Genomic DNA, 25,225 nt, shown 5'->3' with positions numbered 1-25,225 from the left:
GCGCGAGCGCCCGGCGACGGAGAAAGACTTTACGGTGCCCGCGGCGCCGAGTCCAATCCCGAGAGCCGACAACCGCTCAAGTGTGCGAGAAGTCTCAAGCCCCCGGGGGTGGGATGGTGGCCGGATGCGACTGGTGGCGGGACAGGGCTCTGACTATGGCTCACGCGCCCCCGTGGCACGGTACGGTGGTGCGGTGACCCAACCGATCGTGACCCTCGCGACCAGTGCCGATTATCCCCACCTCGACGCCGATGACCAGGGGCTGCCCGACGCCCTGCGTGAGCGTGGGATTGAGCCGCGCGTCGCCGTCTGGAATGACCCCGACGTCGACTGGGATGAGGCCGGCATCGTCGTCCTGCGTTCCGTGCGCGACTACGCCAAGCGCCGTCACTACGCCTCCTTCCTCGAGTGGAGCCGGTCGGTGCCGCGACTGCTCAACCACCCCTCCGTGGTCGGCTGGAACTCCGACAAGCACTACCTCCAGCGCATGGCCGCCTACGGCGTGCCCATGATCCCCACGACCTGGCTCGAGCCCGAGCAGCAGCTGTCCAAGCACCAGCTCCACACCCGCTTCCCGGCCTACGGCGACTTCGTCGTCAAGCCCGCGGTGTCCTCCGGGGGGCGTGGCACGGGGCGCTACACGGCTATGGACGCCGGCTCGCGCGCCGACGCCATCAATGACGCCGTGCACCACCTGCACCGCGGGCGCACTGTCATGGTCCAGCGCTACCTCGAGGAGGTCGACCGCAAGGGCGAGCTCTCCCTGGTCTATTTCAACGGCGTCCTGTCCCACGCCGTGGAGAAGGCCCCCATGCTGCATCCCTCCTTCCGCTCCACGGACGAGGAGGAGGCACACGAGGAGATTGTGCGCGCCCGTGAGCCCAGCGAGCAGGAGTGGCTGTGGGGTGAGCGCGTGCGCAAGGCCATCCACGGCGTCATCAAGGAGACCGCCAGGCGTGACATCCAGCTGCTGTTCAACCGCGTCGACGTCGTGTCCGACGGCGAGGGCGGCTTCTACCTCATGGAGGTCTCGCTCATCGACGCCGGCCTCTACCTCACCTCCTCGCCTCAGGCGATGACCAACTTCGCCGACGCCATCGCCCAGCGCGTCTTCTGGTGACAAGGGTGCCTCAACCTTCTGAGGTTGATTGGTCCGCCGTCAACCGTAAAAGGTTGATTCGTGTTGGGGGTGGGGGATTCTCACGCCATGTACGTCCTCACCATCGATCAGATCGGGTCGCGCAGCAGTGCCGACCGGGTCCCCGAGATCCTTGGGGCGCTCGCGGACCTGCCCGTTCTGGCCGCCTTCGAGCGGACCGTCGGTGACGAGCTCCAGGGCGTCGTTCCCGACGCCGTCACGGCCGTGACCGCTGCCCGCCGTGCCCTGGCCGCCGGCGGCTGGCACATAGGCCTCGGCGTCGGGCGGGGTGCGCTCGGCGACGGCGGCTCGCGCACGGGCTCGGGTCCCGCCTTCCTTGCCGCCCGCGAGGCCGTCGAGGCGTCCAAGCGCGCGCGGGTCTCCCTGGCGGTGCGCGCCGTGGCCGCGGCAGCCAGCGGGGCACGGGCGGCTGCCGAGGCCGCCGCCGACGCCCAGGCCGTGCTCCGCCTGCTCGGCGCCGTCATCACCGCCCGCACCCCCGCCCAGCAGGCCGTTGTGGCCCTCCTCGACGACGGGCTCACCGGCAAGGACGCCGCTGCCCGGCTCGGGGTCAGCGGACAGGCCGTCTCCAAGCACCGCATCGGAGCCGGTTACGACGAGGAGATCGACGTGCTGCCCGCCGTCGCTCACCTTGTGGCGAGGGCCGAGGCCCTCGCCGTGGCCGAGGAACCGCACGCATGAGCCCCGCCGTCGTGACCGTGCTCGTCACCTGCGCGGCGCTCATCGTGTCCGTCCTGGGCGGGTGGGGCGTGGTCTCCCTCGTCCTGCGGTGGGCGCGCGTGCCCGAGACTCCGGGACAGCGGGGCACGACACCAGCGGGCCGGAGCGCCCCCGTCCTGTCCCCGCCGGACGGGGCCGTCTCCCCGGTGCTGCGCGGAGGTACCTGGATCGGTGTGCTGGAGCGGCTGGCGACCACCGGTGCGATCCTCGCCGGTCATGCCGCGCCCATCGGCGTCGTCGTCGCCGTCAAGGGCTTGGGCCGGTGGGCGGCCCTGCGCGACAACCCCGGTTCGACAGAACGCTTCATCATCGGCACGCTCGCCTCACTCACCTGGGCGGGAGCGTGTGGGCTCCTCGCCGTGGTGTGGATGTGACGGGGGCGCGGCCCGCGCCATTCGCCGACGCCGTCGCCCAGCGCGTCCTCGGGCGAACCCGCCCTCCTCCCCTGGGACGAGGCGGCCGACGGCGCCGTCGGGTAGACATGGCGACGTGAACACACTGCTCAACATCATCTGGGTCATCTTCGGCGGCTTCTGGCTGTTCCTGGGGTACCTGTTCTTCGGCGTCGTCGCCTGCCTGTTCATCATCACGATCCCCGCCGGCGTCGCCTGCTTCCGCATCGCCGGCTACGCGCTGTGGCCCTTCGGCAAGGAGGTCGTTCCCGTCCCCGGGGCCGGCGCCATGAGTGAGGTCAGCAACATCATCTGGTTCCTCGTCGCCGGGCTGTGGCTGGCCATCGGTCACATCACGACGGCCGCCGCGCAGGCGGTCACCATCATCGGCATCCCGCTGGCGATCGCCAACATCAAGATGATCCCCGTCACCTGCTTCCCCTTCGGCAAGCAGATCGTGTCCGGTCGCGGCGTTCTCTGACCCCCGTGCGGGCCCCGGTGCGTCGTCGCGGCGAGGCCTTCCTCGAGGCCGGAGACTCGCAGGAGGCGGCCCGTGAGGCGATCGGCGCGTCGGCCAGGCTCGCCCGGCGGGCCGCCGAGGCGTGGACGGCCGCCCACCCCGGTGAGCGCGTCGTCGTCGCCGGATCGCGGGCCCGCTCGGCGCCTTCCTCGCCGACGGCTCGGAGTACACGGGCGACTACCGGGTCTCCGACCCGCTCGACCCGTCGGTCGCGGCGCGTTTCGACGCCGTCCACCGCCCGCGCGTCGAGGTCCTCGCCGCGGAGGGGATCGGCGTCTTCGCCCTCGAGACCCAGCCCCGCCTCGACGAGGCCCGCGCGCTGCTCGCCATCGTGCGCGAGGCCCCCGAGACCGTGGCCCCCGCCCTGGGCGTCCTCAACGCCGTCACCTCCAAGCCGCTCGTCGTCTACCCGAACGCCGGCGACGTCTACGACCCCGTGTCGAAGACCTGGACGGCGGCCGCGGGACGCGAGCGCTTCACCGCGCTCGCCGGGGCCTGGCTCGACGCCGGGCCCGGCTCATCGGCGGCTGCTGCCGCACGACGCCCGCCGACACGGCGGCGCTGCGCGGCCTCATCGGTACCCGCACACCCGCCGTCAGCAGTCGCGACAACCTGCCGATCATCGAACTCGGCGTCAAGGACGCGGGCGAGATCCTCACCCTCCAGCGGGCGGCCTACCTCACCGAGGCCGCGGCGCACGAGGACATCAGCCTTCCGCCACTTACGCAGACTCTCACGGAGCTCGTCGACGAGCTCGGCGACCCCGACGTGACGGCGCTCGGTATCCGCGATCACGGACGCCTCATCGCGGCCGTGCGCCTGCGGCGCAACGGAGGCGCGGTAGAGCTCGGGCGGCTCGTCGTCGCTCCCGAGCGTCAGGGCCAGGGCGTGGGAACCCGCCTCCTGCGTCATGCCGAGTCCGTGCACCCCCGTGCGCAGGAGATCCGGTTGTTCACCGGCGAGCGCAGCGCCGCCAACATCCGTCTCTACACGCGCAACGGCTACCGTGAGACCGGCAGGACCACGGCGGGCGCCTACCAGATCGTCCACTTCGTCAAGTCGCTGCGGGAGACCTGACCCGCGCACGCGGGGCTCAGCCCTGCGGCCCGACGCTCAGCAGGCGGATGACGGCGTGCTCGGCCTCGTCCGAGGCCTCCAGGTCCACCAGGGCGGTCAGCCGCCAGTCGTGGTCGCCGTCCGGGTCCTCCAGGACTTGCCCGGCCAGCCACACCCGACGGCCCGACCGGTCCAGCGCCTCAATGAGCCGCTCGGAGACCCCGGCGACGGCCAGGGTCTGCTCGTCCGGCGCCTCGTCCAGCGGCGCCAGGGCGACGGCGCGCGCCGCCGTGTCCGTCCCGAGCCAGTCGTACTCGTCCCAGTAACGGGCCAGCACCTCGTCCCAGCGCTGCGCGTCCCATCCGGAGGCCCCGTCCAGGCGCCCCAGGCCCTCGACGTCGTCACGGGCCATGAGCTCAACCCGCCGGAACATTTCCCGGCGCACCGCTACCCGGAAGGCATGCAGGTTGCGGGTGAAGGCGACCTTGCCGTCCGCGTCCGCGCCGAAGGCCCGCTCCACCCCGCTCGAGTCGTCCGCATCGGGCCGGTCGCCGTCGAGCAGGGCCGCGCCCTCAACAGCCCGCCCGGCCTGGGCCGCGCCCAGGGCCTCCCACTCGTCCAGCAGGGAGGAGTCCACCGCTCGCACGAGGGTGCCGAGCCAGTCGATGACGGCGACGACTTCCTCCGTGCGGTGCTCCTCGGGCACCACCTGACGCAGGGCCCGGTAGGCGTCCGTGAGGTAGCGCAGGATGACGCCCTCGCTGCGGCCCAGCTCGTAGCGCGAGACGAGGTCCGAGAAGGTCATGGCGTTCTCCACCATGTCGCGCACGACGCTCTTGGGGCTCAGCTCGTACGGGGTGACCCACGGGTTGGCCTGCCGGTACATCTCCAGCGCTGGGGCCAACAGCTCGGCCAGCGGCCGCGGCCAGGTGACCTCCTCCAGGGCCGCCATCCGCTCGTCGTAGTCCAGGCCCTCGGCCTTCATCGCTGCCACCGCCTCGCCGCGGGCCTGACGCTGCTGGGCGTACAGCAGCGGGCGCGGGTCGTCCAGGGTCGCCTCGACGACGCTGACGACGTCGAGCGTGTGCGTGGGGGAGTCCACCCCCAGCAGATCCATGGCGGCCAGGGCGAAGGGTGCCAGCGGCTGATGCAGCGCGAAGTCGTCGGGCAGGTCCACCGCCAGACGCAGGCGGGGACGCCCGTCCCGGGCCGCCTGGGCGCTCGAGACGTGCTCGAGCACGCCGGCGGTGCGCAGTGACACGTAGATCGCCACCGCCTGGCGCACATTGGCGCGACTGTCCGACGCCGTCGAGTGCACCCGCTCCAACAGGCGGGCCATGTGGGCCACCGGGTCCCCGGGACGCTCCATGAGGCTGAGCACCATCGTCGTCGTCACCTGGAACTGGCTCGTGAGTGTCTCAGGGGCGCTGTCGCGCAGCCGCTCAAAAGTCTTGTCCGTCCAGTTCACCCGCCCCTCGGGCGCCTTCTTGCGCACGATCTTGCGGCGCTTGCGCTCGTCGTCACCCGCCTTGGCCAGGGCCTTGGCGTTCTCAATGACATGCTCGGGTGCCTGCACGCTGACGTAGCCGCGCGTGTCGAAGCCCGCCCGGCCCGCCCGCCCTGCGATCTGGTGGAACTCGCGGGCCGTGAGGTGACGCTCCTTGGCTCCGTCGAACTTCACCAGGCTCGTGAGCACGACGCTGCGGATGGGCACGTTGATGCCCACACCGAGCGTGTCCGTGCCGCAGATGACGCTGAGCAGGCCCTTGCGAGCCAGACGCTCCACCAGCCGCCGGTAGCGCGGCAGCATCCCGGCATGGTGCACGCCGATGCCCGAGCGCAGCAGCCGCGAGAGCGTGGCGCCGAAACCGGGACCGAAGCGGAAGGACCCCAGGGCCGCCGCCACCGCCGCCTTGCGCTCCTTGGGCACAAGGTCCACGCCCAGCAGCGCCGTCGCCCTCTCGATCGCCTCCTTCTGGGAGAAGTGGACGACGTAGACCGGTGCCTTGCCCTGCTGCACGAGCCGCTGGAGGAGCTCACCGATGGACTCCACGACGTACTCCATCTCCAGCGGCACGGGCCGCTCGGCGTCGTCGACGACGGCGACCTCCCGCCCGGTGCGCTGCTCCATGTCACGTACGAGGAAGGACACGTCCCCCAGCGTCGCCGACAGCAGCACCATCTGGGCCTGAGGCAGCTCCAGCAGCGGCACCTGCCAGGCCCAGCCGCGCTGCGGGTCCGCGTAGTAGTGGAACTCGTCCATCACCACCGTGTCGACGTCGAGCTGCGCGCCCTCGCGCAGCGCCTGCATCGCCAGGATCTCCGCCGTGCAGCAGATGATCGGTGCGGCTGCGTTGACCGCGGTGTCCCCGGTGACCATGCCGACGTTGTCGGCGCCGAACAGGCGCACGAGCTCGAAGAACTTCTCACTGACCAGCGCCTTGAGCGGCGCCGTGTAGTAGGAGCGACCACCGCGCGCCAGTGAGGCCGTGTGCGCCGCCAGCGCGATCATCGACTTGCCCGAGCCCGTCGGCGTGGCGGCAATGACGTGGCGGCCGTCGAGGATCTGGCTCAGCGCCTCGTCCTGGTGGGGGTAGAGCGGTCGGCCCGTCGACTCGGCCCACTCGGTGAAGGCAAGGTAGGTCTCCTCCGCCTCGGGCACGCGCTCGGGGTCATCGGCCGGGATGAGGGAGTCGAGCATGACGTTGAGCGCGGGCGCGGCGGGCGAGGACATGCGGTCATGCTCCCACACGGCCCCCCGCCCGGCCCCTGACGACTATTCGGACGGCGAGGAGGGCACTCGCCCGGGTGTGAGAACATGCGCCGGACAGCCCCCACCCCCTGCCGAAGGCTCACCCCATGGATGCGCTCGCCCACGAGCTTCTCGTCATCGCCGACTGGATCACCTCCCACGTGACCATGTGGGTGCTCATCGCCACCGGCCTGTTCCTCACCGTTGTCACCCGCGCCGTTCAGGTGCGCCACCTGCCCGGCATGCTGCGCGCCGTCGCCGGCTCACGCACCGGCGCTGAGGGCGGCATCTCCTCCTTCCAGGCCTTTGCCATCTCCCTGGCCGCCCGCGTGGGCATCGGCAACGTCTTCGGCGTCGCTGCAGCCCTGCTCATGGGAGGCCCCGGTGCCGTCTTCTGGATGTGGGTCGTCGCCCTGGTCGGCATGTCCACCGCCTTCTTCGAGGCCACCCTCGCCCAGATCTTCAAGGTCCGCTCCGACGACGGCTCCTACCGGGGTGGGCCCGCCTTCTACATGGCCCGCGGCATGCGCTCCAAGCCCATGGCCGTCGTCTTCTCCATCATCTCCATCGTGACCTGCGGCTTCATCATCACCTCGGTGCAGGCCAACGCCGTCGCCGGCACCCTCGTGGCCGCCTTCGGCGGCACCGACTCCGCCCTGCCCGGCTTCGGTGGGCTCAGCGCCGCGCAGCTCGTCGTTGCCGCCCTCGTCTTCGTGCTCACCGCGATGGTCGTCTTCGGTGGCATTCGCGCCGTCGCCCGCGTCACCGAGTGGCTGGCCCCCGTCATGGCCCTGGTCTACATCGTCCTGGTCGCCATCATCTGCCTGCGCAACATCCACCTGCTCGGCGAGGTCATCGGCTGGATCCTCACCTCCGCCTTCGCGCCCGAGCCTCTCGTCGGCGGCCTGGGCGGAGGCATCCTGGCCGCCGTCATCAACGGCACCAAGCGCGGCCTGTTCTCCAACGAGGCCGGTCAGGGCACCGCCCCCAACGCCGCCGCCACCGCCACCGTCTCCCACCCCGTCCAGCAGGGCCTCATCCAGTCCCTCGGCGTCTTCGTCGACACCGTCATCGTGTGCACTGCCACCGCCTTCGTCATCCTCATCTCAGGGCCCGCCACCTGGGGCGCCGAGGGGGCCAACCCCTCCACCCTCACCACCCTCGCCGTCGCCCACGGCCTGGGCGGCTGGACCGTGCTGCCGATGGCCGTGCTCATCTTCGTCCTGGCCTACTCCTCGATCATCGCCGCCTACGTCTACTCCGACGTCAACATGGACTACATCACCGGCGGCAAGCGCTGGGCCTCCTGGACGGTGCGCGTCATCTCCGTCCTGTCCGCCACCGCCGGAGCGGTCCTGAGCCTCGACGTCGTGTGGAACGCCGTCGACATCGCCATGGCTGTCATGACCCTGAGCAACCTCATCGCGCTCGTCTGGCTGTTCCGCTGGGGCACCGGCGCCCTGCGCGACTACGAGGCCCAGCGCCATGACGGCATCGCCGAGCCCGTCTTCGTTGGCACCGACAACCCCTACCTGCCTGCGGACGTCCCCGGTGACGTCTGGACCCGCGTCCCCTCCACGACCGCCACCAAGGAGTCCTGATCCCCATGTCCACAGCCGCCGCCTCGGCCGTCACCCACGCCACCACCGCGCTCATGCCCGCGCTGAGCGCTCACGACCTCGCCACCCGCCTGAGCACCTTCTCCGACACCTTCTACACCTATGTCCTGGCCGTCCTGCTCGTCGCCGTCGGCCTGTACCTGACCGCCCGCACCCGCGCCGTCCAGGTGCGCCACTTCGGCGCGATGGTCCGCACGATCACCTCCTCGCGCTCGGGCGCTGAGGGCGGCATCTCCTCCTTCCAGGCCTTCGCCGTCGGCCTGGCCGCCCGCGTGGGCATCGGCAACGTCGCCGGTGTCGCCATCGCCATCGTCGCCGGCGGGCCCGGCGCCCTGTTCTGGATGTGGGTCGTGGCCCTCATCGGCATGGCCACCTCCTTCACCGAGTCCACCCTCGCCCAGGTCTTCAAGGAGCGCGGACGCGACCTCACCTTCCACGGCGGGCCCGCCTTCTACATCAAGAACGGCCTGGGCTCGCGGGCCTGGGGTGCCGTCTTCGCCGCCATCTGCATCGTCAGCGTCGGCATCACCGTCGTCATGGTCCAGACCAACGCGCTGGCCGGCGTCGTGCACGCCACCGTCGAGACCGTGTCCCCCTGGATGGTCGGCGTCGCCCTCGTCCTGCTCGTCCTGCCCGTCGTGCTCGGCGGGCTCAAGGGCGTTGCCCGCGTCACCGAGGTCGTCGCCCCGCTCATGGCGCTGGTCTACGTGCTCGTCACGCTCGTCGTCATGGCCATGAACGTCACCGAGCTGCCCACCGTCCTCGCCCAGATCATCAAGGGCGCCCTCGGCCTCGACTCCGCGCTCTTCGGCATCGCCGGGGGCCTGGTCGCCGCCGTCCTCAACGGTGTGCGCCGCGGCCTGTTCTCCAACGAGGCCGGTCTGGGCACCGTCCCCAACGCCGCCGGCACCGCGACCGTGGCCCACCCCGTCCAGCAAGGGCTCATCCAGGCCTTCGGGGTCTTCGTCGACACGATCCTCGTGTGCTCCGCCACCGGATTCCTCATCCTGCTCGCCACCGACACCTACCAGCCCGGCGAGGAGGGGCTGGTCGGCGCGGTCCTCACCCAGCAGGCCGTCGTCGAGCATCTGGGGGCATGGGCCCTGTGGCCCATGGTCGTGCTCATCTTCGTCCTCGTCTTCTCCACGGTCCTGGGCTGCTACTCCTACTCCCAGGTCAACGTCAACTTCCTGGGCGGCGAGCGCCGCGCCGAGCAGGCCCTGGGCCTGATGCTCACCGCCGCCGCCTTCGCCGGCACCGTCCTCGACCTGCCGGTCGTGTGGGCCCTGACGGACATCGCCCTCGGGTTCCTGGGCCTGATGAACCTCATCGTCGTTGTCCTGCTCTCGCGCTGGGTCCTCGGTGCCCTGAAGGACTGGGAGGCCCAGCGGGCCGCCGGTACCGAGCTGCCCGTCTTCCACGGTCACGGCAACCCCCTCCTGCCCGGTGACACCGTCGACGGCGTCTGGGAGGACTGAACCGTGGCGCTGCTCAACGATCTCCTTGGCACACTGTCGAACTGGCTGTTTGGAACCATCCTCGTCTGGCTCCTCATCGGCGCAGGCCTGCTACTGACCATCCGCAGCCGTGGCGTCCAGCTGCGCCACCTCGGCGCCATCCTGCGCTCCGTCTCCGGCTCGCGCTCCGGCGCTGAGGGTGGTATCTCCTCCTTCCAGGCCTTCGCCGTCGGCCTGGCCTGCCGGGTGGGCACCGGCAACATCGTCGGCGTCGCCCTCGCCCTGGTCCTGGGAGGGCCGGGCGCCGTCTTCTGGATGTGGGTCGTCGCTCTGGTCGGCACCGCCACCGCCTTCACCGAGGCGACCCTGGGACAGGTGTTCAAGGTGCGGCGCGGTGACGGCTCCTACCGTGGGGGGCCCGCCTTCTACATCGCCAGCGGGCTGGGCCTGCCTACCGTTGGCGGCATCTTCGCCGTCCTGTTCATGGTCGCCAACGGCCTGGCCATGCCCATGGTCCAGGCCAACGCCATGACCGCCACCCTCGGCTCCTCGGTCTCCTCCACCTTCGGCGCCAACGTGAGCCCCTGGGTGTGGGCCGCGCTCGTCGCCCTCCTCGTCGCCCCGGTGCTCCTGGGCGGCCTGCGCTCCATCGCCCGCGTCACCGAGCTCATGGCCCCGCTCATGGCCGGTGTCTACCTCGTGCTCGTCGCCGCCATCATCCTCACCCACCCCGCCCAGACCATCAGCGCGCTCGGCGAGATCGTCTCCGGGGCCTTCGGCCTGCGCCAGGGCCTGGCGGGAGTCGCCGGAGGCGTGTCCGCCGCCATCCTCAACGGTGTGCGCCGCGGCCTGTTCTCCAACGAGGCCGGGCTGGGAGGAGCGGCCTGCGCCGCCGGCTCCGCCACCGTGCGCCACCCCGTCCAGCAGGGCTTCATCCAGTCCTTCGGGGTCCTTGTGGACACGCTGCTCATCTGCACGGCCACCGCTCTGGCCATCCTCGTCGCCGGGGCCGAGAACCCGTCCGTCTACCAGGCGGGCGTCACCGGGGCCGACGGCGCCGACCTGTCCGGCACACTCACCCAGACGGCGATCGCCTCCGTGCTGGGGGACTGGACCAGTTGGCCCATGACCATCCTCGTCCTCGTGCTCGCCTACTCCACCATCCTGGGGGCCTTCTCCTACGCCGAGGTCAGCCTCGACTACCTCACCCGCGCCCCCTGGGTGACCACCGCCCTGCGGGTGGGTGCCGTCGCCTGCGCCTTCATCGGCGGTGGGACCGCGCTGACCACCGTGTGGACCTTCGCCGACGTGCTCCTGGGACTGGGGGCCGTTATCAACCTCGTCGCCCTGGCCCTGCTGGGCACGTGGGCCGTGGGCGCCCTGCGCGACTGGGAGGCCCAGCGTCGCGCTCTCGCCGACGGCGAGGCTGAGGAGATCCGCTTCGTCGCCACCGACAACCCCCACCTGCCCGGGAACCTGCCCGGAGACGTCTGGGCCCCGGCACTGCGCTGAGCTCCGCTGCGCCCCACCGCGCCCACTGCGAAACGGGGGTGACATCGGCAGACCCTACGCTGGCGCCATGACCGCCCCCGTCCTTCTGAACGCAGCGGCCTCAGACGCCGCCCCCAGCATCATCGACGTCGCCACCGACCGGCTCTCCCTGGTCTCGGACTACCTCTACGGCTCCTTCCTCGCCTGGGTCCTCATCGCCGTCGGCCTCTACTTCACCGTCCGCACCCGCTTCGTCCAGGTGCGCCTGTTCGGTGCGATGCTCCGCACGGTCTTCACCTCGCGCTCCAGCGCCAAGCACCACGACGAGGGCATCAGCTCCTTCCAGGCCTTCGCCATCGGCCTGGCCTCTCGCATCGGCACCGGCAACATCATCGGCGTGGCCGTCGCCATCACCATGGGCGGGCCCGGCGCAGTGTTCTGGATGTGGCTCGTCGCCACGGTCGGCATGGCCACCGGCTTCATCGAGTCCACTCTCGCCCAGCTCTTCAAGGTCCGCCACCCCGACGGCACCTTCCGCGGCGGCCCCGCCTACTACATCGAGCGCGGACTGGGCTCGCGCACCTGGGGGGCCGTCTTCGCCGTCGTCATCACCTTCGTTTTCGGCTTCGCCTACGAGGCCACCCAGTCCTACGCCATCTCCTCAAGCCTGCAGGACACCTTCAACCTGTCCCCGTGGGCCAGCGCCGCCCTCCTCGTGGCCCTGACCGGCCCCGTCGTCTTCCGCGGCATCAAGCCCGTCGCCCGCGTGGCCGAGGTCATCGCCCCGGTCATGGCGCTCGTCTACGCCGGCATGGCCCTGCTCATCCTCGCGCTCAACATCGGTGCGGTCCCCGTGGCCCTCACGCAGATCATCCAGGGCGCCTTCGGTCTCAACCAGGCCTTCGCGGGCCTGTCCGGTGGCCTGTACGCCGCCGCCATCAACGGCATCAAGCGCGGCCTGTTCTCCAACGAGGCCGGCCAGGGCTCGGTCCCCAACGCGGCCGCGACCGCCACCACCTCCCACCCCGTCAAGCAGGGCTTCATCCAGTCCATGGGCGTGTTCGTCGACACCATCATCGTGTGCACGGCCACCGCCCTCATCATCCTGCTCTCGGGCGTCTACGAGCCGTCCACCGCCGTCGAGGGCGCCGCCGCCACGCTCACCAGCACTTCGGTGGCCTCCGCCCTGGGAGGATGGACGAAGTACCTCATGACCGCGGTGATCTTCGTCTTCGCCTACTCCTCGCTGCTGGGCAACTACACCTACGCCGAGATCAACATGGACTTCCTGCGCCCGGCCAGGGACGGCAAGGCCAAGCCGCACTACGGGCTGCGCTCCATCATCCTCGTCGCCACCGCCGTCGGTGCGGTCGCCTCCCTGGAGTTCGTCATCAACCTCTCCGACGTCGCCATGGGGGTCATGGCGGTCATTAACATCGTCGCCATCCTCGCCCTGGGCACGTGGGCCTTCGGCGCCCTGCGTGACTGGGAGTCCCAGAACCGGGCGCTCACAGCCGGCGAGATCGACCACATCCGCTTCGTCGCCCCGGGTAACCCGCACCTGCCCGGCGAGCTGCCCGGCGACGTGTGGACCGCCGACGCCGAGCACTCGGGCCGCTAGGCTCGGGCTATGAAGATCGCGCGTTTCTCCACCGGTGACGAGCTCCGCTACGGCATTGTCGAGGGGCTGCCCGACGGCGAGCGCTCGCCGTCGGGAGAGTCCCCGGGACACCTCATCGTCCTCACGGGCGACCCCCTCTACCAGGTCCCCGAAGCCACCGGAGAAGTCATCCCCCTGTCCGAGGCCCGCCTCGTCTCACCGGTGATTCCCCGCTCCAAGGTCATCGGCATCGGCAAGAACTACGCGGCCCACGCCGCTGAGATGGGCAGCGAGGCACCAGCCGAGCCCATCGTGTTCATCAAGCCCAACACCTCGGTCATCGGGCCCGATGCGCCCATCGTCCTGCCCCCCTGGACGCGGGAGGCCCACTACGAGGCCGAGCTCGCCGTCGTCATCAAGTCCCTGGCGAAGGACCTCAGCCCCGAGCAGGCCCCCCGGGTCATCCTGGGCTACACCGTCGCCAACGACGTCTCCGCCCGCGACGCCCAGCGCTCGGACACCACCTGGGCCAGGGCCAAGGGCTTCGACACCTCCTGCCCGTTGGGCCCCTGGATCGAGGTCCCCGAGCCCGGGCGGGCCCCCGGCGACGGCGTCTTCGACCCCGCCAACGCCCTCATCCGCACCCGCGTGGACGGCCGGGTGGTCCAGGAGGGCAGCACACGCGACATGATCACGGACGTCGCCCACCTCATCTCCTACGTCTCGCAGGTCTTCACCCTGCTGCCGGGTGACGTCCTGCTCACCGGCACCCCCGCCGGCGTCGGCGAGATCCGTGCCGGGCAGCGCGTCGAGGTCGAGGTCGAGGGCATCGGCTCCTTCTCCAACCCCGTCGTGCGCCGCTAACCTGCTCGTGGGCCGCTGGGCCGCTCGCGCCGCTGGGTCCGAGCCTGACTGGCGCACAGGTGAGTGCCGCTCAGGCCAACGCCTGGGCGATCCTTGACGCGGTCTCCAGGGCCAGCGGCCGCGGGGCCGCCAGGTTCAGGCGGGCGAAGGACTCAAAGCCGCGGCCGAAGGTCACGCCGTCGTTCACGGCCACCCGCGCCCGCTCCAGCAGGAAGCGGGCGGGGCTCGCGGCCGCCGCCGTCCCGCTCAGGTCCAGCCAGGCCAGGTACGTGCCCTCAGGGCGCGTGACGCCCACCCCGGCAGCGCTCAGCACCTGCTCGACCTCACCGGCGGTGGCGCGCACGTAGCGACGCACCGCCTCAATCCACTCCCGGCCCTCGTCATAGGCGGCGATCGTCGCCATAGCACCGATCCCGGCACCCTGGTTGGACAGGTTGCGCGACAGGGCCGACGACTCCCAGCTGCGGCGGGCCTCGCCGGAGACGACGAGCTGGGCGCACTTAAGGCCCGGGATGTTCCAGCCCTTCGAGGCCGCTGTCGCCGTAAACGTCAGGTCCGGGTCAGTCCCCGGGCGGCTGGCGTAGGGGGTGTGGGCCAGCGTCGGGTCCAGGACGAGGGGCCCGTGGATCTCGTCGGAGAACACGCTCACCCCGTAGCGGGTGGACAGTGCGGCGACGGCGTCGAGCTCCTCGTGCGTGAGTACCCGGCCCACCGGGTTCCACGGGTGGCACAGCACCAGCAGACCGGCGCCGGCCGCCATCGCAGCCTCGATGGCATCCAAGTCCAACGCCCAGCCCGCAGCGGCGTCGGCACTGACGCGCGTGCGCCGGGCCGGCACCGCGATGAGCTCGCGGTCCAGCTCTCCCGGGATCCGGAGGAAGGGCATGTAGGCGGGCGTCGGCACGATGACGGCACTGCCCTCGGGCGTGTGACGGGCGATGATGGCCCGCAGGGCCGACAGCACATCCGGCAGCGCCAGGACATCCTCGGCCTCAACCCGCCAGTCGTGGACCTCGCGCTGGTAGCGGGCCGTGGCCTCGCGCAGTGCCTGGTTGAGGACGGGGGAGGTGTAGCCGAAGGCGCTGTCGCGCACCGCGTGCTCAAGCACCGCCGTCACGGCGGGGGCGGTGCCCAGGTCCATCTCAGCGACCCAGGCGCCGATGACGCCAGGCTCGACCGTCCACTTCAGCGAGCCGCGTCGGCGCAGCTCCTCAGCGGTCAGGGCGTCCCAGGAGGCTTCGAGCTCGTGTGCGGTGGGGGACAGGTTCGCTGGTGTCACAGGGATGAGTCTAGGTGTGATCCGCTCCAGCGCACCATGGCGAAGCCGCGCCCGAGGGGTGGGGCGGTGGGCGCTAGTCTTGGCCCATCATGAGTGCCACCCACCTCCCGCTCACCGTTCCCGCCGTCGGCTCCTCGCCCATCCGCGTGCGTTTCTGCCCCTCCCCGACGGGCACCCCGCACGTCGGCATGGTCCGCACCTGCCTGTTCAACTGGGCCTACGCGCGCCACACGGGCGGCACCTTCGTCTTCCGCATCGAGGACACTGACGCCGCCCGCGACTCCGAGGAGTCCTTCCACGCGATCCTCGACTCCCTGTCCTGGCTCGGCCTGGACTGGGACGAGGGCGTCGGCAAGGGCGGGCCTCACAAGCCCTACCGCCAGTCCCAGCGCATGGACCTGTACCGGCAGGTCGCCGCCGAGCTGTTCGAGGCCGGCTACCTCTACGAGTCCTTCTCCACCCCCGAGGAGGTTGAGGAGCGCCACCGCGCGCGCGGGGAGGACCCCAAGCTCGGCTACGACGGCTTCGACCGGGACCTCAGCCAGGAGCAGAAGGCCGCTTTCCGTGCCCAGGGGCGCGAGCCGGTCCTGCGCCTGCGCATGCCCGACGAGGACATCACCTTTGACGATCTCGTGCGCGGCCCCATCACCTTCAAGGCCGGATCCGTGCCCGACTACGTCGTCGTGCGCGCCAACGGCGACCCTCTCTACACGCTCGTCAACCCCGTCGACGACGCCGCCATGGGCATCACCCACGTTCTGCGCGGCGAGGACCTGCTGTCCTCCACACCCCGCCAGGTGGTCCTCTACCGCGCCCTCATGGCGATCGGCCGGGCCCAGGTCATGCCCCGCTTCGGCCACCTGCCCTACGTCATGGGCGAGGGCAACAAGAAGCTGTCCAAGCGGGACCCGGAGTCCAACCTCCTCATCCACCGCTACCGGGGCATGGTCCCCGAGGGCCTGCTCAACTACCTGGCACTGCTGGGCTGGTCCCTGTCCAAGGACCGGGACGTCTTCAGCCCCGCCGAGCTCATCGCCTCCTTCGACGTTGCCGACGTCAACCCGAACCCCGCGCGCTTCGACCCGAAGAAGTGCGCGGCCATCAATGCCGAGCACGTGCGCCTGCTTGAGAGCGAGGACTTCCGCGACCGGCTCGTGCCCTACCTCGCGGATGCCTTCCCCGACCCGGCCGACCCGCAGTGGGTCAGCCGCCCGCTGGTCAGCGCCCCGGTCTTCGCCGAGCTCACCGAACGTGAGCAGACGGTGCTCTCGTCCGCCGCCCCCCTCATCCAGACCCGCGTGCAGCTGCTCGGCGAGGCCCGCGAGATGCTGGGCTTCCTGTTCACCAGCGACGACGCGCTCGAGCTGGACGCCACCGCCGTGTCCAAGCTCAAGGACTCCGCGCCCGCCGTCCTCGACGCCGCCCTGGCCGCGCTCGAGGGGCTGGGGGCGCACGAGTGGGGCACCACCCGCCTCGAGGAGGTCCTGCGCGAGGCCATCGTCGAGGGCCTGGGCATCAAGCCCCGCCTCGCCTTCGGCCCCCTGCGCGTGGCCGTCACCGGGCGGCAGGTCTCCCCGCCGCTGTTCGAGTCCATGGAGATCCTGGGCGCCGAGTCCTCACTCGCACGCCTGCGGGCGCTGCGCGCTCGCCTGGGCTGACGAGGCGAGCAGCGGCTCACTCGCCCATCGGGCCGCCGCTCACCCCCGTCAGGCGCATGCCGGCCAGCACCTCGTGCCACTGCTCGAGCGTCATCTCGTCGCCCGCCCGACATATAAGCATGACGACGAAGTTGAGCCCGGCGTTGCTCACGGTGCGTGCGAATCGGTAGCCGTGAATCTCCCCGGGGCCATCGGCCCACGTGTAGGTACCGGTGTAGGTGACGTTGTAGCCCTCAACGGTTCCGCCGTCATCCCTCACGACAGAGATGCGCTCGCGGGAGGTCTCGGTGAAGATGTCCATGTTGGTGGAGCCGTCGAGGAGGCTGGCACTGAGGACCTCGTCGCTCAGGCCCGATAAGTGGGTGGCCTCGTCGATGTCTCGGGTGGCGAATCCGATGCAGGTGCCCACGTGGGTGCGGTAGCCCTCGAAGTTGCCCTGAGACGTGATGGAGTTCTGGTTGGTGACGGAGTCGTCCTGGTACCAGTAGCTCCAGTTCTCGTTGTAGAAGTGCACCTCGGGTGGCGTCCAGGAGGCGGTGGGCTGGACCTTGGGTGCGTCGGTGGGGCGGGTGCCCAGTCCTCCGGACGCCGTGGAGGCTGTCGCGGTGGGGGAGGGCAGCCGCGTCTGCTCGATCGAGGGGCGCGCGGTGGCGGCGGACAGCACGCCTCCGTCCGCGGACGGGGCGGTGCCGACCTCGGTGCCGGAGTCGTCCCCGCCGCTTGAGCAGGCGGCCAGGCCCGTGAGGCAGCTGGTCAGGCACAGGCCGGTCGCGAGGGCGCGCAGGACCCGGGTGCGGGTGGGGCAGTGCGGGTCCAAGGTCATCATCCCTCCGTGCTGTGGAGAGCTATCGGGCAGTTGTGCGGGAACTAAGAGGCCGGTGAGGGCGGCGTCGGCGCAGCACCCTCACCTGGAGTTTACGGGCGTCGGGCGTCGGTGCGAGAGGAACCTGCCCGGGGAGCGCTCGCCATCCGGGTGAGCCGGTGGCGCGTTGCGGACGGACGTTGTGTCCGCACTCACGCGAGGAAGATTTGGTGGGCTGACGGGCGGCGTGTAGATTACTTCCCGCCGCCCCGAGCGGAAGACGCTTGGGAACGCACCATTTCTTTTGGGGTATGGTGTAATTGGCAACACAGGTGATTCTGGTTCATCCATTCTAGGTTCGAGTCCTGGTACCCCAGCGGAGAGCAGGGGAGTGGCTGCCGGTATCCTCCCGGGTCCGGTTGCTCCTGCGCCCACCACAAGTACATGAGGCCCCGTTCGTCTAGCGGCCCAGGACACCGCCCTCTCACGGCGGCAGCACCGGTTCAAATCCGGTACGGGGTACGAGTCAGGCGGCCGCAACGCCCCTGAATCAAGGCCCCGTTCGTCTAGCGGCCCAGGACACCGCCCTCTCACGGCGGCAGCACCGGTTCAAATCCGGTACGGGGTACTCCATATCGAAGCCATGAGGCCCGACCACCGCAGGTGGTCGGGCCTTCGCGACGGCTGCCACGGCTGCGGACCGCTGACCTGACTCCTGACACGTGTGGGGTGGGGGCGAGACGGACTCCTCGTTGGTAGGGCGGGGCAGGGCCAACGGCCCCGGGGGGCGCAGCCCCACCGGCCGTTGAGATTCACGGTCTGACAAGGCGCTTCGGCTCCCTCACCGCCGTCGACCACCTCGACCTGACAGTGTCCACCGGCACCGTCTGCGGCCTCCTCGGGCCCAACGGGGCAGGGAAGTCGACCGCCCTCCGGGCATGCCGGCGTCATGGGCCACGACCTCATCGCCGCCAGGACGGCTGCTCTAGACTGCGGCCGTGACGAACTTCCCCACGCTCAAGGCCCCCGGTCCGATCCCCGACGGCGCAATGCGCATCACCCCGCTCGGCGGGCTCGGCGAGGTCGGCCGCAACATGACCGTCTTCGAGCTCGCGGGCAAGCTCCTCATCGTCGACTGCGGTGTCCTCTTCCCCGAGGAGGACCAGCCCGGCGTCGACCTCATCCTCCCCGACTTCTCCTCCATCGAGGACCGGATGGACGACGTCGTCGCCCTGGTCCTGACCCACGGGCACGAGGACCACATCGGTGGCGTGCCCTACCTCCTGCGCCTGCGCGAGGACATCCCGCTGGTCGGCAGCGAGCTCACCCTCGCCTTCGTCGAGGCCAAGCTCAAGGAGCACCGCATCCGCCCCGTCCTCGACGTCGTCACCGAGCACGAGGAGGTCTCCTACGGCCCCTTCGACATGGAGTTCGTGGCCGTCAACCACTCCATCCCGGACGCCATGGCCGTGTTCATCCGCACCGAGGCCGGCAACGTCCTGGCCACCGGCGACTTCAAGGTCGACTCCCTGCCCATCGACGGGCGCATCACGGACCTGCGCTCCTTCGCCCGCTTCGCCGACGAGGGCGTCGACCTCTTCTGCGTCGACTCCACCAACGCCGAGGTCCCCGGGATGATCGGCCACGAGAACCAGATCGGCCCGGTCCTGGACAACGTCTTCGCCGAGTCCGACCAGCAGATCATCGTCGCCTCCTTCGCCAGCCACGTGCACCGCGTCCAGCAGGTGCTCGACGCCGCCGCCGACCACGGCCGCCGCGTCGCCCTCGTCGGGCGCTCCATGGTGCGCAACATGGGCATCGCCGCCGAACGCGGCTACCTCAAGGTTCCCGACGGCGTCCTCATCGACGCCCGCGACCTGCCCTCGCTGCCCGAGGACCAGCGCGTCCTCATGGTCACCGGCTCCCAGGGCGAGCCCATGGCGGCCCTGTCGCGCATGGCCCACGGCGAGCACCGCACCATCACCGTCGAGCCGGGCGACACGGTCATCTTCGCCTCCTCCCTCATCCCCGGCAATGAGAACTCGGTGTACAGGGTCATCAACCAGCTCATGCGCCTGGGTGCGCGCGTCGTCCACCAGGGCAACGCCAAGGTCCACGTCTCCGGCCACGCCTCCTCCGAGGAGCTGCTGCACATCTACAACATCGTCGGCCCGCGCAACGTCATGCCGATCCACGGCGAGATCCGTCACCTCGTCGCCAACGGCGCCCTGGCCGTCAAGACCGGCATCCCGCCCCAGAACGTCATGCTCTGTGAGGACGGCGTCGCCGTCGACCTCAAGGACGGCACCGCCCGCATCGCCGGGCAGGTGCCCTGCGGTTACATCTATGTCGACGGCTCCAGCGTCGGCGAGATCGACGAGACCGAGCTCAAGGACCGCCGCATCCTCGCCACCGAGGGCTTCGTCAGCGTCTACGCCGTCGTCGAGACCAAGACCGGCACCATCCTCGCCGGCCCAGACATCCAGGCCCGCGGCGTCGCCGAGGACGACGCCGTCTTCGGCGAGATCCTCCCCGACGTCACCAACGCCCTCCAGGAGGCCCTCGACAAGGGCAACCAGGACGCGCACTCCCTCCAGCAGGTCATGCGCCGCACCCTGGGACGCTTCGTCGGACGCCGGCTCAAGCGCCGCCCGATGATCGTGCCCGTCGTCATCGAGGCCTGAGAGCCGCCCGTGCTGCGCCCACCCTGCTTCATCTCGACCGGCTCGGTCCTCGTGGACCTGCCGCTGCGCGTCGAGCGCGTGCCCGCACCCGGCGGCGCCGTCACCGCCGTCTCCTCAGGGCCCGTCGTCGGCGGCGGCTACACGGTCGTCTCCACCGTCGCCCGCCAGGGCCTGCCAACCGCCCTCGCCGCGACCCTGGGCACCGGGCCGAACTCGGCCCAGGTGCGCCGCGAGATGCTCAGCGACGGCGTTGAGCTCGTCGTCGACGAGCTCGTCGGGGACATCGGCACCTGCACCACACTCATCGAGCCCTCAGGCAGGCGCACCTTCATCACCACCGAGGGCATCGAGGCCGAGCCCCAGGTCGAGGACCTCGAGCGCCTGGAGCTCATCGAGGGCGACTGGGTCTACTGCACCGGCTACGACCTCGCCCACGCCAGCTCCGCCAAACCCCTGTCCGACTGGCTCCTCACCCTGCCGCAGGGGGTTGGGCTCATCCTCGACCTCGGGCCCGCCCAGGCCGAGATCGGCGACGCCATCCTCATGCCCATCCTCGCCCGCACCACCCTGCTGACGGGCAACATGCTCGAGATCACCGAGATCATCGCCCGCCTGGGCAGCCCCGACCGGCTGCGCGGGGCCGCGCCCCAGGCCCTGGTCGTGCGGCGCACCGGCGTGCACGGCTGCGAGCTGTGGCTGCCCACGGGCGAGCACCTGGAGGTGGCCGGCTTCGCTTGCGACGTCGTCGACACCACTGGGGCGGGGGACACGCACACCGGGGTCCTCGTCACCGGCCTCATGGACGGCCTCGACGTCGTCTCGGCCGCCCGCCGGGCCAACGCAGCCGCCGCCGAGGCCGTCTCCCGGCTCGGACCGGCCCGCGCCCCCCGACGCAACGAGATCGACGCCCTGCTCGCCGAGGGCTGAGCCCGCACACGGCGACAGCACACCGCCCCCGGCGGCGTGGCAGCCGCCCGCGCCCCACAAGAGCCGCTAGCGTCGCAGCATCATGGCCACTCGTCGCTCCTCGACCCCGTCTCCCTCGCGCGGCTCCGGCCGTCGCAGCCGTACCACCCAGGCCGAACCGCCCACGGTTCAGGCGCAACCCGGTGCGCGCATGCGCCGCACCGCCTGGGCCTTCCTCCTGCTGGCCCTCGCCGTCGTCATCGCCCTGCGCGAGTGGTTCGGCGTCTCTGGCATGGCCGGTGGCGTGCTGCACCACATCGCCGCCGGGCCCGTCGGCCTGTTCGGGGTCATCGTGCCGCTGCTGCTCGCCGCCCTGGGCGTGAGCATGCTGCGCGTGCACCGCATGAGTCCCGTCCACGCGCGCGTGGCCGTCGGCTGCCTCGGGGTCCTCGCGGGCCTGACCGGCATCATCCAGGTCGCCAAGGGCAACCCCACCATCACCGACGGCCTGGCCCCCATCGAGGAGGCGGGCGGACTGCTCGGCTGGGCGGTCGGCTACCCACTCACCGTGCTCTTCAGCGCCATCGGCGCCGTCATCCTCTTCATCCTCCTCATCGTCTTCTCCCTCATCGTCATGTCGGGCCTGACCGTCGCCGAGGTGCGCGACCTCATGCGCGAGCGGCGCGGCGAACCGCGGCTGGACGAGGACCCGAGCGACGACTCCCTGGCCCTGCGCCTCATCGACAGCCTGCGCGCGCGCCGGGCGGCCCGCGCCGAGCGTGAGGAGGCCGAGCAGGCGCAGACCTCGCGCCTGGACTCCTACGAGGCCGACGAGCCCTTCGTCAGCGCCATCGAGTCCGGACCCTCCCGACGCCGCCCCCGCCGCCCGCGCAGCACCCCGGACCCGCTCCAGGTCGCCACGCAGGACCTGAGCGCAGCCGAGCAGGAGGACGTCTCGCGCGACGCCGCCACCACCGTCATCACCCCCGACGCCGACCTGCTCGGCCTCCTGGACGACGAGCCGCCCGCCGTGCGCGTGAACCCCGCCGCCCGCCCGGGCGCCGTCGGCGGCCCGCGCCCCGTGCCTCCCACCGAGCCGGACGCCGTCACCGAGGAGACCCCCCAGGTCCGCGGCGACGACGTCCTCGACCTTGCCGACGAGATCGCCCTGAACCAGATGACGCTGCCCGACGGCGGCGCTTACACCCTGCCGGCCGACGAGCTCCTCGAGCCCGGCCCCGGCCACGCCACGCGCACCGAGGCCAATGACGCCATCGTCGAGTGCCTCCAGGGCGTCTTCGCCGAGTTCGGCGTGGACGCCACCGTCACCGGCTACACCCGTGGGCCGCAGGTGACCCGCTACGAGGTCCACCTGGGACGCGGCGTCAACGTCTCGCGCGTGACCAGCCAGGAGAAGAACATTGCCTACGCGGTGGGCAGCGACGAGATCCGTCTGCTCACCCCCATCCCCGGCAAGAGCGCCATCGGCGTCGAGATCCCCAACTCCGACCGCGAGATGGTCAAGCTCGGTGACGTCCTGCGCTCGAGCGTTGCCAGGAAGCAGGCCCACCCGCTCGTCGTCGGCCTGGGCAAGAACGTCGAGGGCGACTACGTCGTCACCAACCTCGCCAAGACCCCCCACCTGCTCGTTGCCGGGCAGACCGGCTCGGGTAAGTCCTCCTTCGTCAACTCGATGATCACCTCGATCATGATGCGGGCCACCCCGGAGGAGGTACGCATGGTCCTGGTCGACCCCAAGCGGGTCGAGCTGACCGTCTACGAGGGCATCCCGCACCTCATCACCCCCATCATCACGAGCCCCAAGAAGGCCGCCGAGGCCCTGGACTGGGTGGTGCGGGAGATGGACGCGCGCTACGACGACCTCGCCTCCTTCGGCTACAAGCACATCGACGACTTCAACAAGGCGGTGCGTGCCGGCGAGGTCCAGCCCCTGGAGGGCTCCGCCCGCGTCATCAGCCCCTACCCCTACCTGCTCGTCGTCGTCGACGAGCTCGCCGACCTCATGATGACGGCCCCCAAGGACGTCGAGGCCTCCATCCAGCGCATCACCCAGCTGGCGCGCGCCGCAGGCATCCACCTCGTGCTCGCCACCCAGCGGCCGGTGGCCCAGGTGGTCACGGGTCTCATCAAGTCCAACGTGCCCTCACGCCTGGCCTTCGCCACCGCCTCCCAGCTCGACTCGCGCGTCATCCTGGACCAGAACGGCGCGGAGACCCTCACCGGCCAGGGTGACGCCCTCTACCTGGGTCCCGGCGCCTCCAGCCCGGTGCGTATCCAGGGCTCCTGGGTGACGGAGTCGGAGATCCGCTCCGTGGTCGATCACGTCAAGCGCCAGCTCGAGCCGGACTACCGCGAGGACGTCATCGTCCCCGAGGTCAAGAAGCAGATCGACGAGGAGATCGGCGACGACATGGACCTGCTCCTGCAGGCCGCCGAGCTCATCATCACCAGCCAGTTCGGCTCGACCTCCATGCTTCAGCGCAAGCTGCGCGTCGGCTTTGCCAAGGCCGGCCGACTCATGGACCTGCTCGAGTCCCGCGAGGTCGTCGGCCCCTCCGAGGGCTCCAAGGCCCGCGACGTGCTCGTCCAGCCCGAGCAGCTGGAGCAGACCCTGGCCTGGATCAGGGGCGACGGGGCGGCCCCCGAGATCGAGGACCCGGGCGCCGGCGTCGCGACCGCCGCGCGCGTGCCTTCCGGACTGCGCGAGGGCGCCGCCACGGACCGCTACGCCACCGACCCCCTCCAGGCGGAGCGTGGGAGCCGGGAGTCGCCGTCCTGGGAGGACGACAGCGCCGAGGAGGACTCCGAGGACGCCTGGAGCCTGACCAACCGCGGCCCCTCCTGGTGAGCGCCTCCCGGTGAAGGTCCCGGCTCAGGAGCGCGGCAGTGCCACCGGCCCATCACCGGTGGGGGAGGGCACCTCGTCGCTGTAGGTCGCGTTGTTGACCGTGGCCATGACCGCCTCCCAACGGCGAGCGATTTCCCACTCCGAGAGCGTGCAGCCCTCGGGGACCTCACCGCGCTGGGCGGCCGCCAGGTCGATGATGCGGTGCCCGCCGTCGTTGTCCACCGTGAAGGGGTGCCAGTGCAGGGCCTCCACACGCGCCTCACGGCTGCCGTCGACGGCGGTGCTCACGACGACGTCGGCCCACACGAACAGGCCGATGCCCGCCATGACGGTGCTCTGGGCCTCGGACTGGTTCGACAGGAAGTTGCCGGCCGAGTAGGACACCCACATGCCCCTGCCCCCAGGCCCGCCGGGCAGCAGCTCGTTGGTCTGGGGCACGTGCGGGTGCGCGCCCAGCAGTAGGTCCACCTGACCGGTGGCGGCGACGGCGGCGGCGTACTCGCGCTGAGCGTCCACCGGCTCCAGCAGGTACTCCTCACCGATCTGGGTGTGTAGGACGACGACGTCGGCGCCCGCCGCGCGGGCCGCACGGGCCCGGGCCTCGACGGTGGCGACGTCGTTGAGGTCCACGGCCCAGGCGGGATCCGCGACGAAGCCGTTGAGACTGTAGGTGGTGGAGATCTGGGCGACGGTGACGCTCACGCCCTCGCGCTCGAGCGTGTAGAGCTGGTAGCCGGTGGCCGCCTCCGCCTCGCTGCGGTTGGTGCCGGCATAGCCCATGCCATGAGCCGCGAGCTGGTCGGCGGTGGCCAGCACGCCCTCGAAGCCCTGGTCCCAGGCATGGTTGGAGGCGGTTGCACAGCCGTCGTAGCCGGAGGCGGCCAGCGCGGTGACGACGGCGGGCACGGAGGCGAAGACCGGGTAGCCCGAGGCGACGCCGATCGGTGAGACCGGCAGCTCCATCCCGCACAGGGCCAGATCCACGCCCGCGGTCCAGGGCACGGCCCCGGCGATGAGCGGCGCGATGTCCCCGCCCCCACCGGCCGTGTCCTCGATGACGGGCATGTGGGTCAGGACATCGCCGGCGTAGCCGATGGTGAAGCGGACGTCAGGCACCGGCTCGGGGGTGGGGCTCGGCGTCGGCGATGGGGCGGGGGCCGCCGCGGTGGGGGAGGGCGAGGCGGTGGGGGGCAGCGACACCGCGCCACCGTCCAGGCGTTCACGCAGCGCGAGGGCACCCGCGGTGGCCACGCCGAGCACGAGGAGCAGCACGACAGCGGCGCGCCACCATGGGCGCCTGACGGCCGCGCCGTGGCGCCGCGCCCTGCCACCACCCGCTCGGACGGAGGCTGAGGTGCTGGAGAGACCTCGCGTGCGGCTGCTCACGCACCCAGGCT

At 71.0% G+C, this 25,225-nt stretch carries 18 protein-coding genes, 3 tRNA genes and 2 pseudogenes; 19 read left to right on the top strand and 4 right to left on the bottom strand.

The genetic code is table 11. The features are described from left to right. Positions 1 to 193 precede the first annotated feature (193 nt). The 6 genes and pseudogenes from ID810_RS08475 to ID810_RS12710 all read left to right on the top strand — a co-directional run bounded on the left by ID810_RS08475 (position 194) and on the right by ID810_RS12710 (position 3,868). On the top strand, positions 194 to 1,120 hold the full coding sequence (locus ID810_RS08475; protein ID WP_166856694.1) for an ATP-grasp domain-containing protein: 927 nt from the start codon (positions 194 to 196) through the stop codon (positions 1,118 to 1,120). Between the two features lie 87 nt (positions 1,121 to 1,207). Further along, positions 1,208 to 1,840, top strand: a complete 633-nt coding sequence (locus ID810_RS08470; protein ID WP_166856696.1) for a hypothetical protein — start codon at positions 1,208 to 1,210, stop codon at positions 1,838 to 1,840. After that, positions 1,837 to 2,253: a hypothetical protein gene (locus tag ID810_RS08465; RefSeq protein WP_166856698.1), complete on the top strand. Its 417-nt coding sequence runs from the start codon at positions 1,837 to 1,839 to the stop codon at positions 2,251 to 2,253. The genes ID810_RS08470 and ID810_RS08465 overlap by 4 nt, the downstream gene beginning before the upstream one ends. Before the next feature lie 115 nt (positions 2,254 to 2,368). Next, positions 2,369 to 2,752, top strand: a complete 384-nt coding sequence (locus ID810_RS08460) for a YccF domain-containing protein (RefSeq protein ID WP_166856700.1) — start codon at positions 2,369 to 2,371, stop codon at positions 2,750 to 2,752. Between the two features lie 163 nt (positions 2,753 to 2,915). Further along, a pseudogene (locus ID810_RS12715) lies at positions 2,916 to 3,068 on the top strand (hypothetical protein); the annotation flags it as partial. Between the two features lie 170 nt (positions 3,069 to 3,238). Next, positions 3,239 to 3,868, top strand: coding sequence for a GNAT family N-acetyltransferase (locus ID810_RS12710; RefSeq protein ID WP_342355791.1), 630 nt, complete (start codon positions 3,239 to 3,241; stop codon positions 3,866 to 3,868). Positions 3,869 to 3,884: 16 nt separating this feature from the next. Here the strand turns inward: ID810_RS12710 and ID810_RS08445 are convergent, their stop codons facing one another. Next, positions 3,885 to 6,581 (bottom strand): DEAD/DEAH box helicase, encoded by a 2,697-nt coding sequence (locus ID810_RS08445; RefSeq protein WP_243856614.1) that lies wholly within the window; start codon positions 6,579 to 6,581, stop codon positions 3,885 to 3,887. Positions 6,582 to 6,706: 125 nt separating this feature from the next. On the opposite strand from ID810_RS08445, the gene ID810_RS08440 reads away from it, so the two are divergent. The 5 genes from ID810_RS08440 to ID810_RS08420 all read left to right on the top strand — a co-directional run bounded on the left by ID810_RS08440 (position 6,707) and on the right by ID810_RS08420 (position 13,630). Continuing rightward, the gene (locus tag ID810_RS08440) at positions 6,707 to 8,200 is read left to right on the top strand and encodes an alanine/glycine:cation symporter family protein (protein WP_166856702.1); all 1,494 of its coding nucleotides are present in this window, start codon (positions 6,707 to 6,709) and stop codon (positions 8,198 to 8,200) included. A gap of 53 nt (positions 8,201 to 8,253) precedes the next feature. Next, complete coding sequence (locus ID810_RS08435) at positions 8,254 to 9,696, top strand: alanine/glycine:cation symporter family protein (RefSeq protein WP_166856888.1); 1,443 nt, start codon at positions 8,254 to 8,256, stop codon at positions 9,694 to 9,696. Positions 9,697 to 9,699: 3 nt separating this feature from the next. Then, positions 9,700 to 11,187 (top strand): alanine/glycine:cation symporter family protein, encoded by a 1,488-nt coding sequence (locus tag ID810_RS08430; RefSeq protein WP_166856704.1) that lies wholly within the window; start codon positions 9,700 to 9,702, stop codon positions 11,185 to 11,187. 67 nt (positions 11,188 to 11,254) lie between these two features. Next, complete coding sequence (locus ID810_RS08425) at positions 11,255 to 12,787, top strand: alanine/glycine:cation symporter family protein (RefSeq protein ID WP_166856706.1); 1,533 nt, start codon at positions 11,255 to 11,257, stop codon at positions 12,785 to 12,787. Between the two features lie 9 nt (positions 12,788 to 12,796). Next, complete coding sequence (locus ID810_RS08420) at positions 12,797 to 13,630, top strand: fumarylacetoacetate hydrolase family protein (RefSeq protein ID WP_166856708.1); 834 nt, start codon at positions 12,797 to 12,799, stop codon at positions 13,628 to 13,630. Between the two features lie 70 nt (positions 13,631 to 13,700). On the opposite strand, the gene ID810_RS08415 is transcribed toward ID810_RS08420, so the two are convergent. Beyond that, on the bottom strand, positions 13,701 to 14,909 hold the full coding sequence (locus ID810_RS08415; RefSeq protein WP_243856615.1) for a MalY/PatB family protein: 1,209 nt from the start codon (positions 14,907 to 14,909) through the stop codon (positions 13,701 to 13,703). An 89-nt stretch (positions 14,910 to 14,998) separates the two neighbouring features. On the opposite strand from ID810_RS08415, the gene gltX reads away from it, so the two are divergent. After that, complete coding sequence (gltX, locus tag ID810_RS08410; RefSeq protein WP_166856709.1) at positions 14,999 to 16,567, top strand: glutamate--tRNA ligase; 1,569 nt, start codon at positions 14,999 to 15,001, stop codon at positions 16,565 to 16,567. Between the two features lie 16 nt (positions 16,568 to 16,583). On the opposite strand, the gene ID810_RS08405 is transcribed toward gltX, so the two are convergent. Beyond that, positions 16,584 to 17,393, bottom strand: a complete 810-nt coding sequence (locus tag ID810_RS08405; protein ID WP_166856711.1) for a hypothetical protein — start codon at positions 17,391 to 17,393, stop codon at positions 16,584 to 16,586. 281 nt (positions 17,394 to 17,674) lie between these two features. Here ID810_RS08405 and ID810_RS08400 point away from each other — a divergent pair. The 7 genes and pseudogenes from ID810_RS08400 (at position 17,675) to ID810_RS08370 (ending at position 23,828) form a co-directional block, all read left to right on the top strand. Then, positions 17,675 to 17,746, top strand: a tRNA-Gln gene (locus tag ID810_RS08400). A 72-nt stretch (positions 17,747 to 17,818) separates the two neighbouring features. Further along, positions 17,819 to 17,891, top strand: a tRNA-Glu gene (locus ID810_RS08395). Positions 17,892 to 17,924: 33 nt separating this feature from the next. Continuing rightward, positions 17,925 to 17,997 (top strand) — tRNA-Glu (locus ID810_RS08390). A gap of 182 nt (positions 17,998 to 18,179) precedes the next feature. After that, a pseudogene (locus tag ID810_RS08385) lies at positions 18,180 to 18,305 on the top strand (ATP-binding cassette domain-containing protein); the annotation flags it as partial. 113 nt (positions 18,306 to 18,418) lie between these two features. Then, complete coding sequence (locus ID810_RS08380) at positions 18,419 to 20,053, top strand: ribonuclease J (protein ID WP_166856894.1); 1,635 nt, start codon at positions 18,419 to 18,421, stop codon at positions 20,051 to 20,053. A 9-nt stretch (positions 20,054 to 20,062) separates the two neighbouring features. Next, positions 20,063 to 20,980, top strand: a complete 918-nt coding sequence (locus ID810_RS08375) for a PfkB family carbohydrate kinase (protein ID WP_166856713.1) — start codon at positions 20,063 to 20,065, stop codon at positions 20,978 to 20,980. An 82-nt stretch (positions 20,981 to 21,062) separates the two neighbouring features. Next, positions 21,063 to 23,828, top strand: coding sequence for an FtsK/SpoIIIE family DNA translocase (locus tag ID810_RS08370; RefSeq protein ID WP_166856715.1), 2,766 nt, complete (start codon positions 21,063 to 21,065; stop codon positions 23,826 to 23,828). A gap of 24 nt (positions 23,829 to 23,852) precedes the next feature. Here ID810_RS08370 and ID810_RS08365 read toward each other — a convergent pair whose 3' ends face one another. Then, a complete protein-coding gene (locus ID810_RS08365; RefSeq protein ID WP_166856717.1) occupies positions 23,853 to 25,214 on the bottom strand; it encodes a CapA family protein in 1,362 nt (453 codons plus the stop codon). Positions 25,215 to 25,225 lie beyond the last annotated feature (11 nt).

Origin of the sequence: Actinomyces respiraculi, from assembly GCF_014595995.2 — a bacterium.
Taxonomy (GTDB): Bacteria; Actinomycetota; Actinomycetes; order Actinomycetales; family Actinomycetaceae; genus Actinomyces; species Actinomyces respiraculi.
Note: the sequence above shows the minus strand (reverse complement) of the source record. Positions and strands in the feature narration are given on the sequence as shown.

What these genes read in the sequence shown, in the direction of transcription:
- ID810_RS08470 (WP_166856696.1), top strand. Translation starts at nt 1,208, where the DNA reads ATGTACGTCCTCACCATCGATCAGATCGGGTCGCGCAGCAGTGCCGAC.
- ID810_RS08465 (WP_166856698.1), top strand. Translation starts at nt 1,837, where the DNA reads ATGAGCCCCGCCGTCGTGACCGTGCTCGTCACCTGCGCGGCGCTCATC.
- ID810_RS08445 (WP_243856614.1), bottom strand. Translation starts at nt 6,581, where the DNA reads ATGTCCTCGCCCGCCGCGCCCGCGCTCAACGTCATGCTCGACTCCCTC.
- ID810_RS08440 (WP_166856702.1), top strand. Translation starts at nt 6,707, where the DNA reads ATGGATGCGCTCGCCCACGAGCTTCTCGTCATCGCCGACTGGATCACC.
- ID810_RS08435 (WP_166856888.1), top strand. Translation starts at nt 8,254, where the DNA reads ATGCCCGCGCTGAGCGCTCACGACCTCGCCACCCGCCTGAGCACCTTC.
- ID810_RS08425 (WP_166856706.1), top strand. Translation starts at nt 11,255, where the DNA reads ATGACCGCCCCCGTCCTTCTGAACGCAGCGGCCTCAGACGCCGCCCCC.
- ID810_RS08420 (WP_166856708.1), top strand. Translation starts at nt 12,797, where the DNA reads ATGAAGATCGCGCGTTTCTCCACCGGTGACGAGCTCCGCTACGGCATT.
- gltX (WP_166856709.1), top strand. Translation starts at nt 14,999, where the DNA reads ATGAGTGCCACCCACCTCCCGCTCACCGTTCCCGCCGTCGGCTCCTCG.
- ID810_RS08405 (WP_166856711.1), bottom strand. Translation starts at nt 17,393, where the DNA reads ATGATGACCTTGGACCCGCACTGCCCCACCCGCACCCGGGTCCTGCGC.
- ID810_RS08380 (WP_166856894.1), top strand. Translation starts at nt 18,419, where the DNA reads ATGCGCATCACCCCGCTCGGCGGGCTCGGCGAGGTCGGCCGCAACATG.
- ID810_RS08370 (WP_166856715.1), top strand. Translation starts at nt 21,063, where the DNA reads ATGGCCACTCGTCGCTCCTCGACCCCGTCTCCCTCGCGCGGCTCCGGC.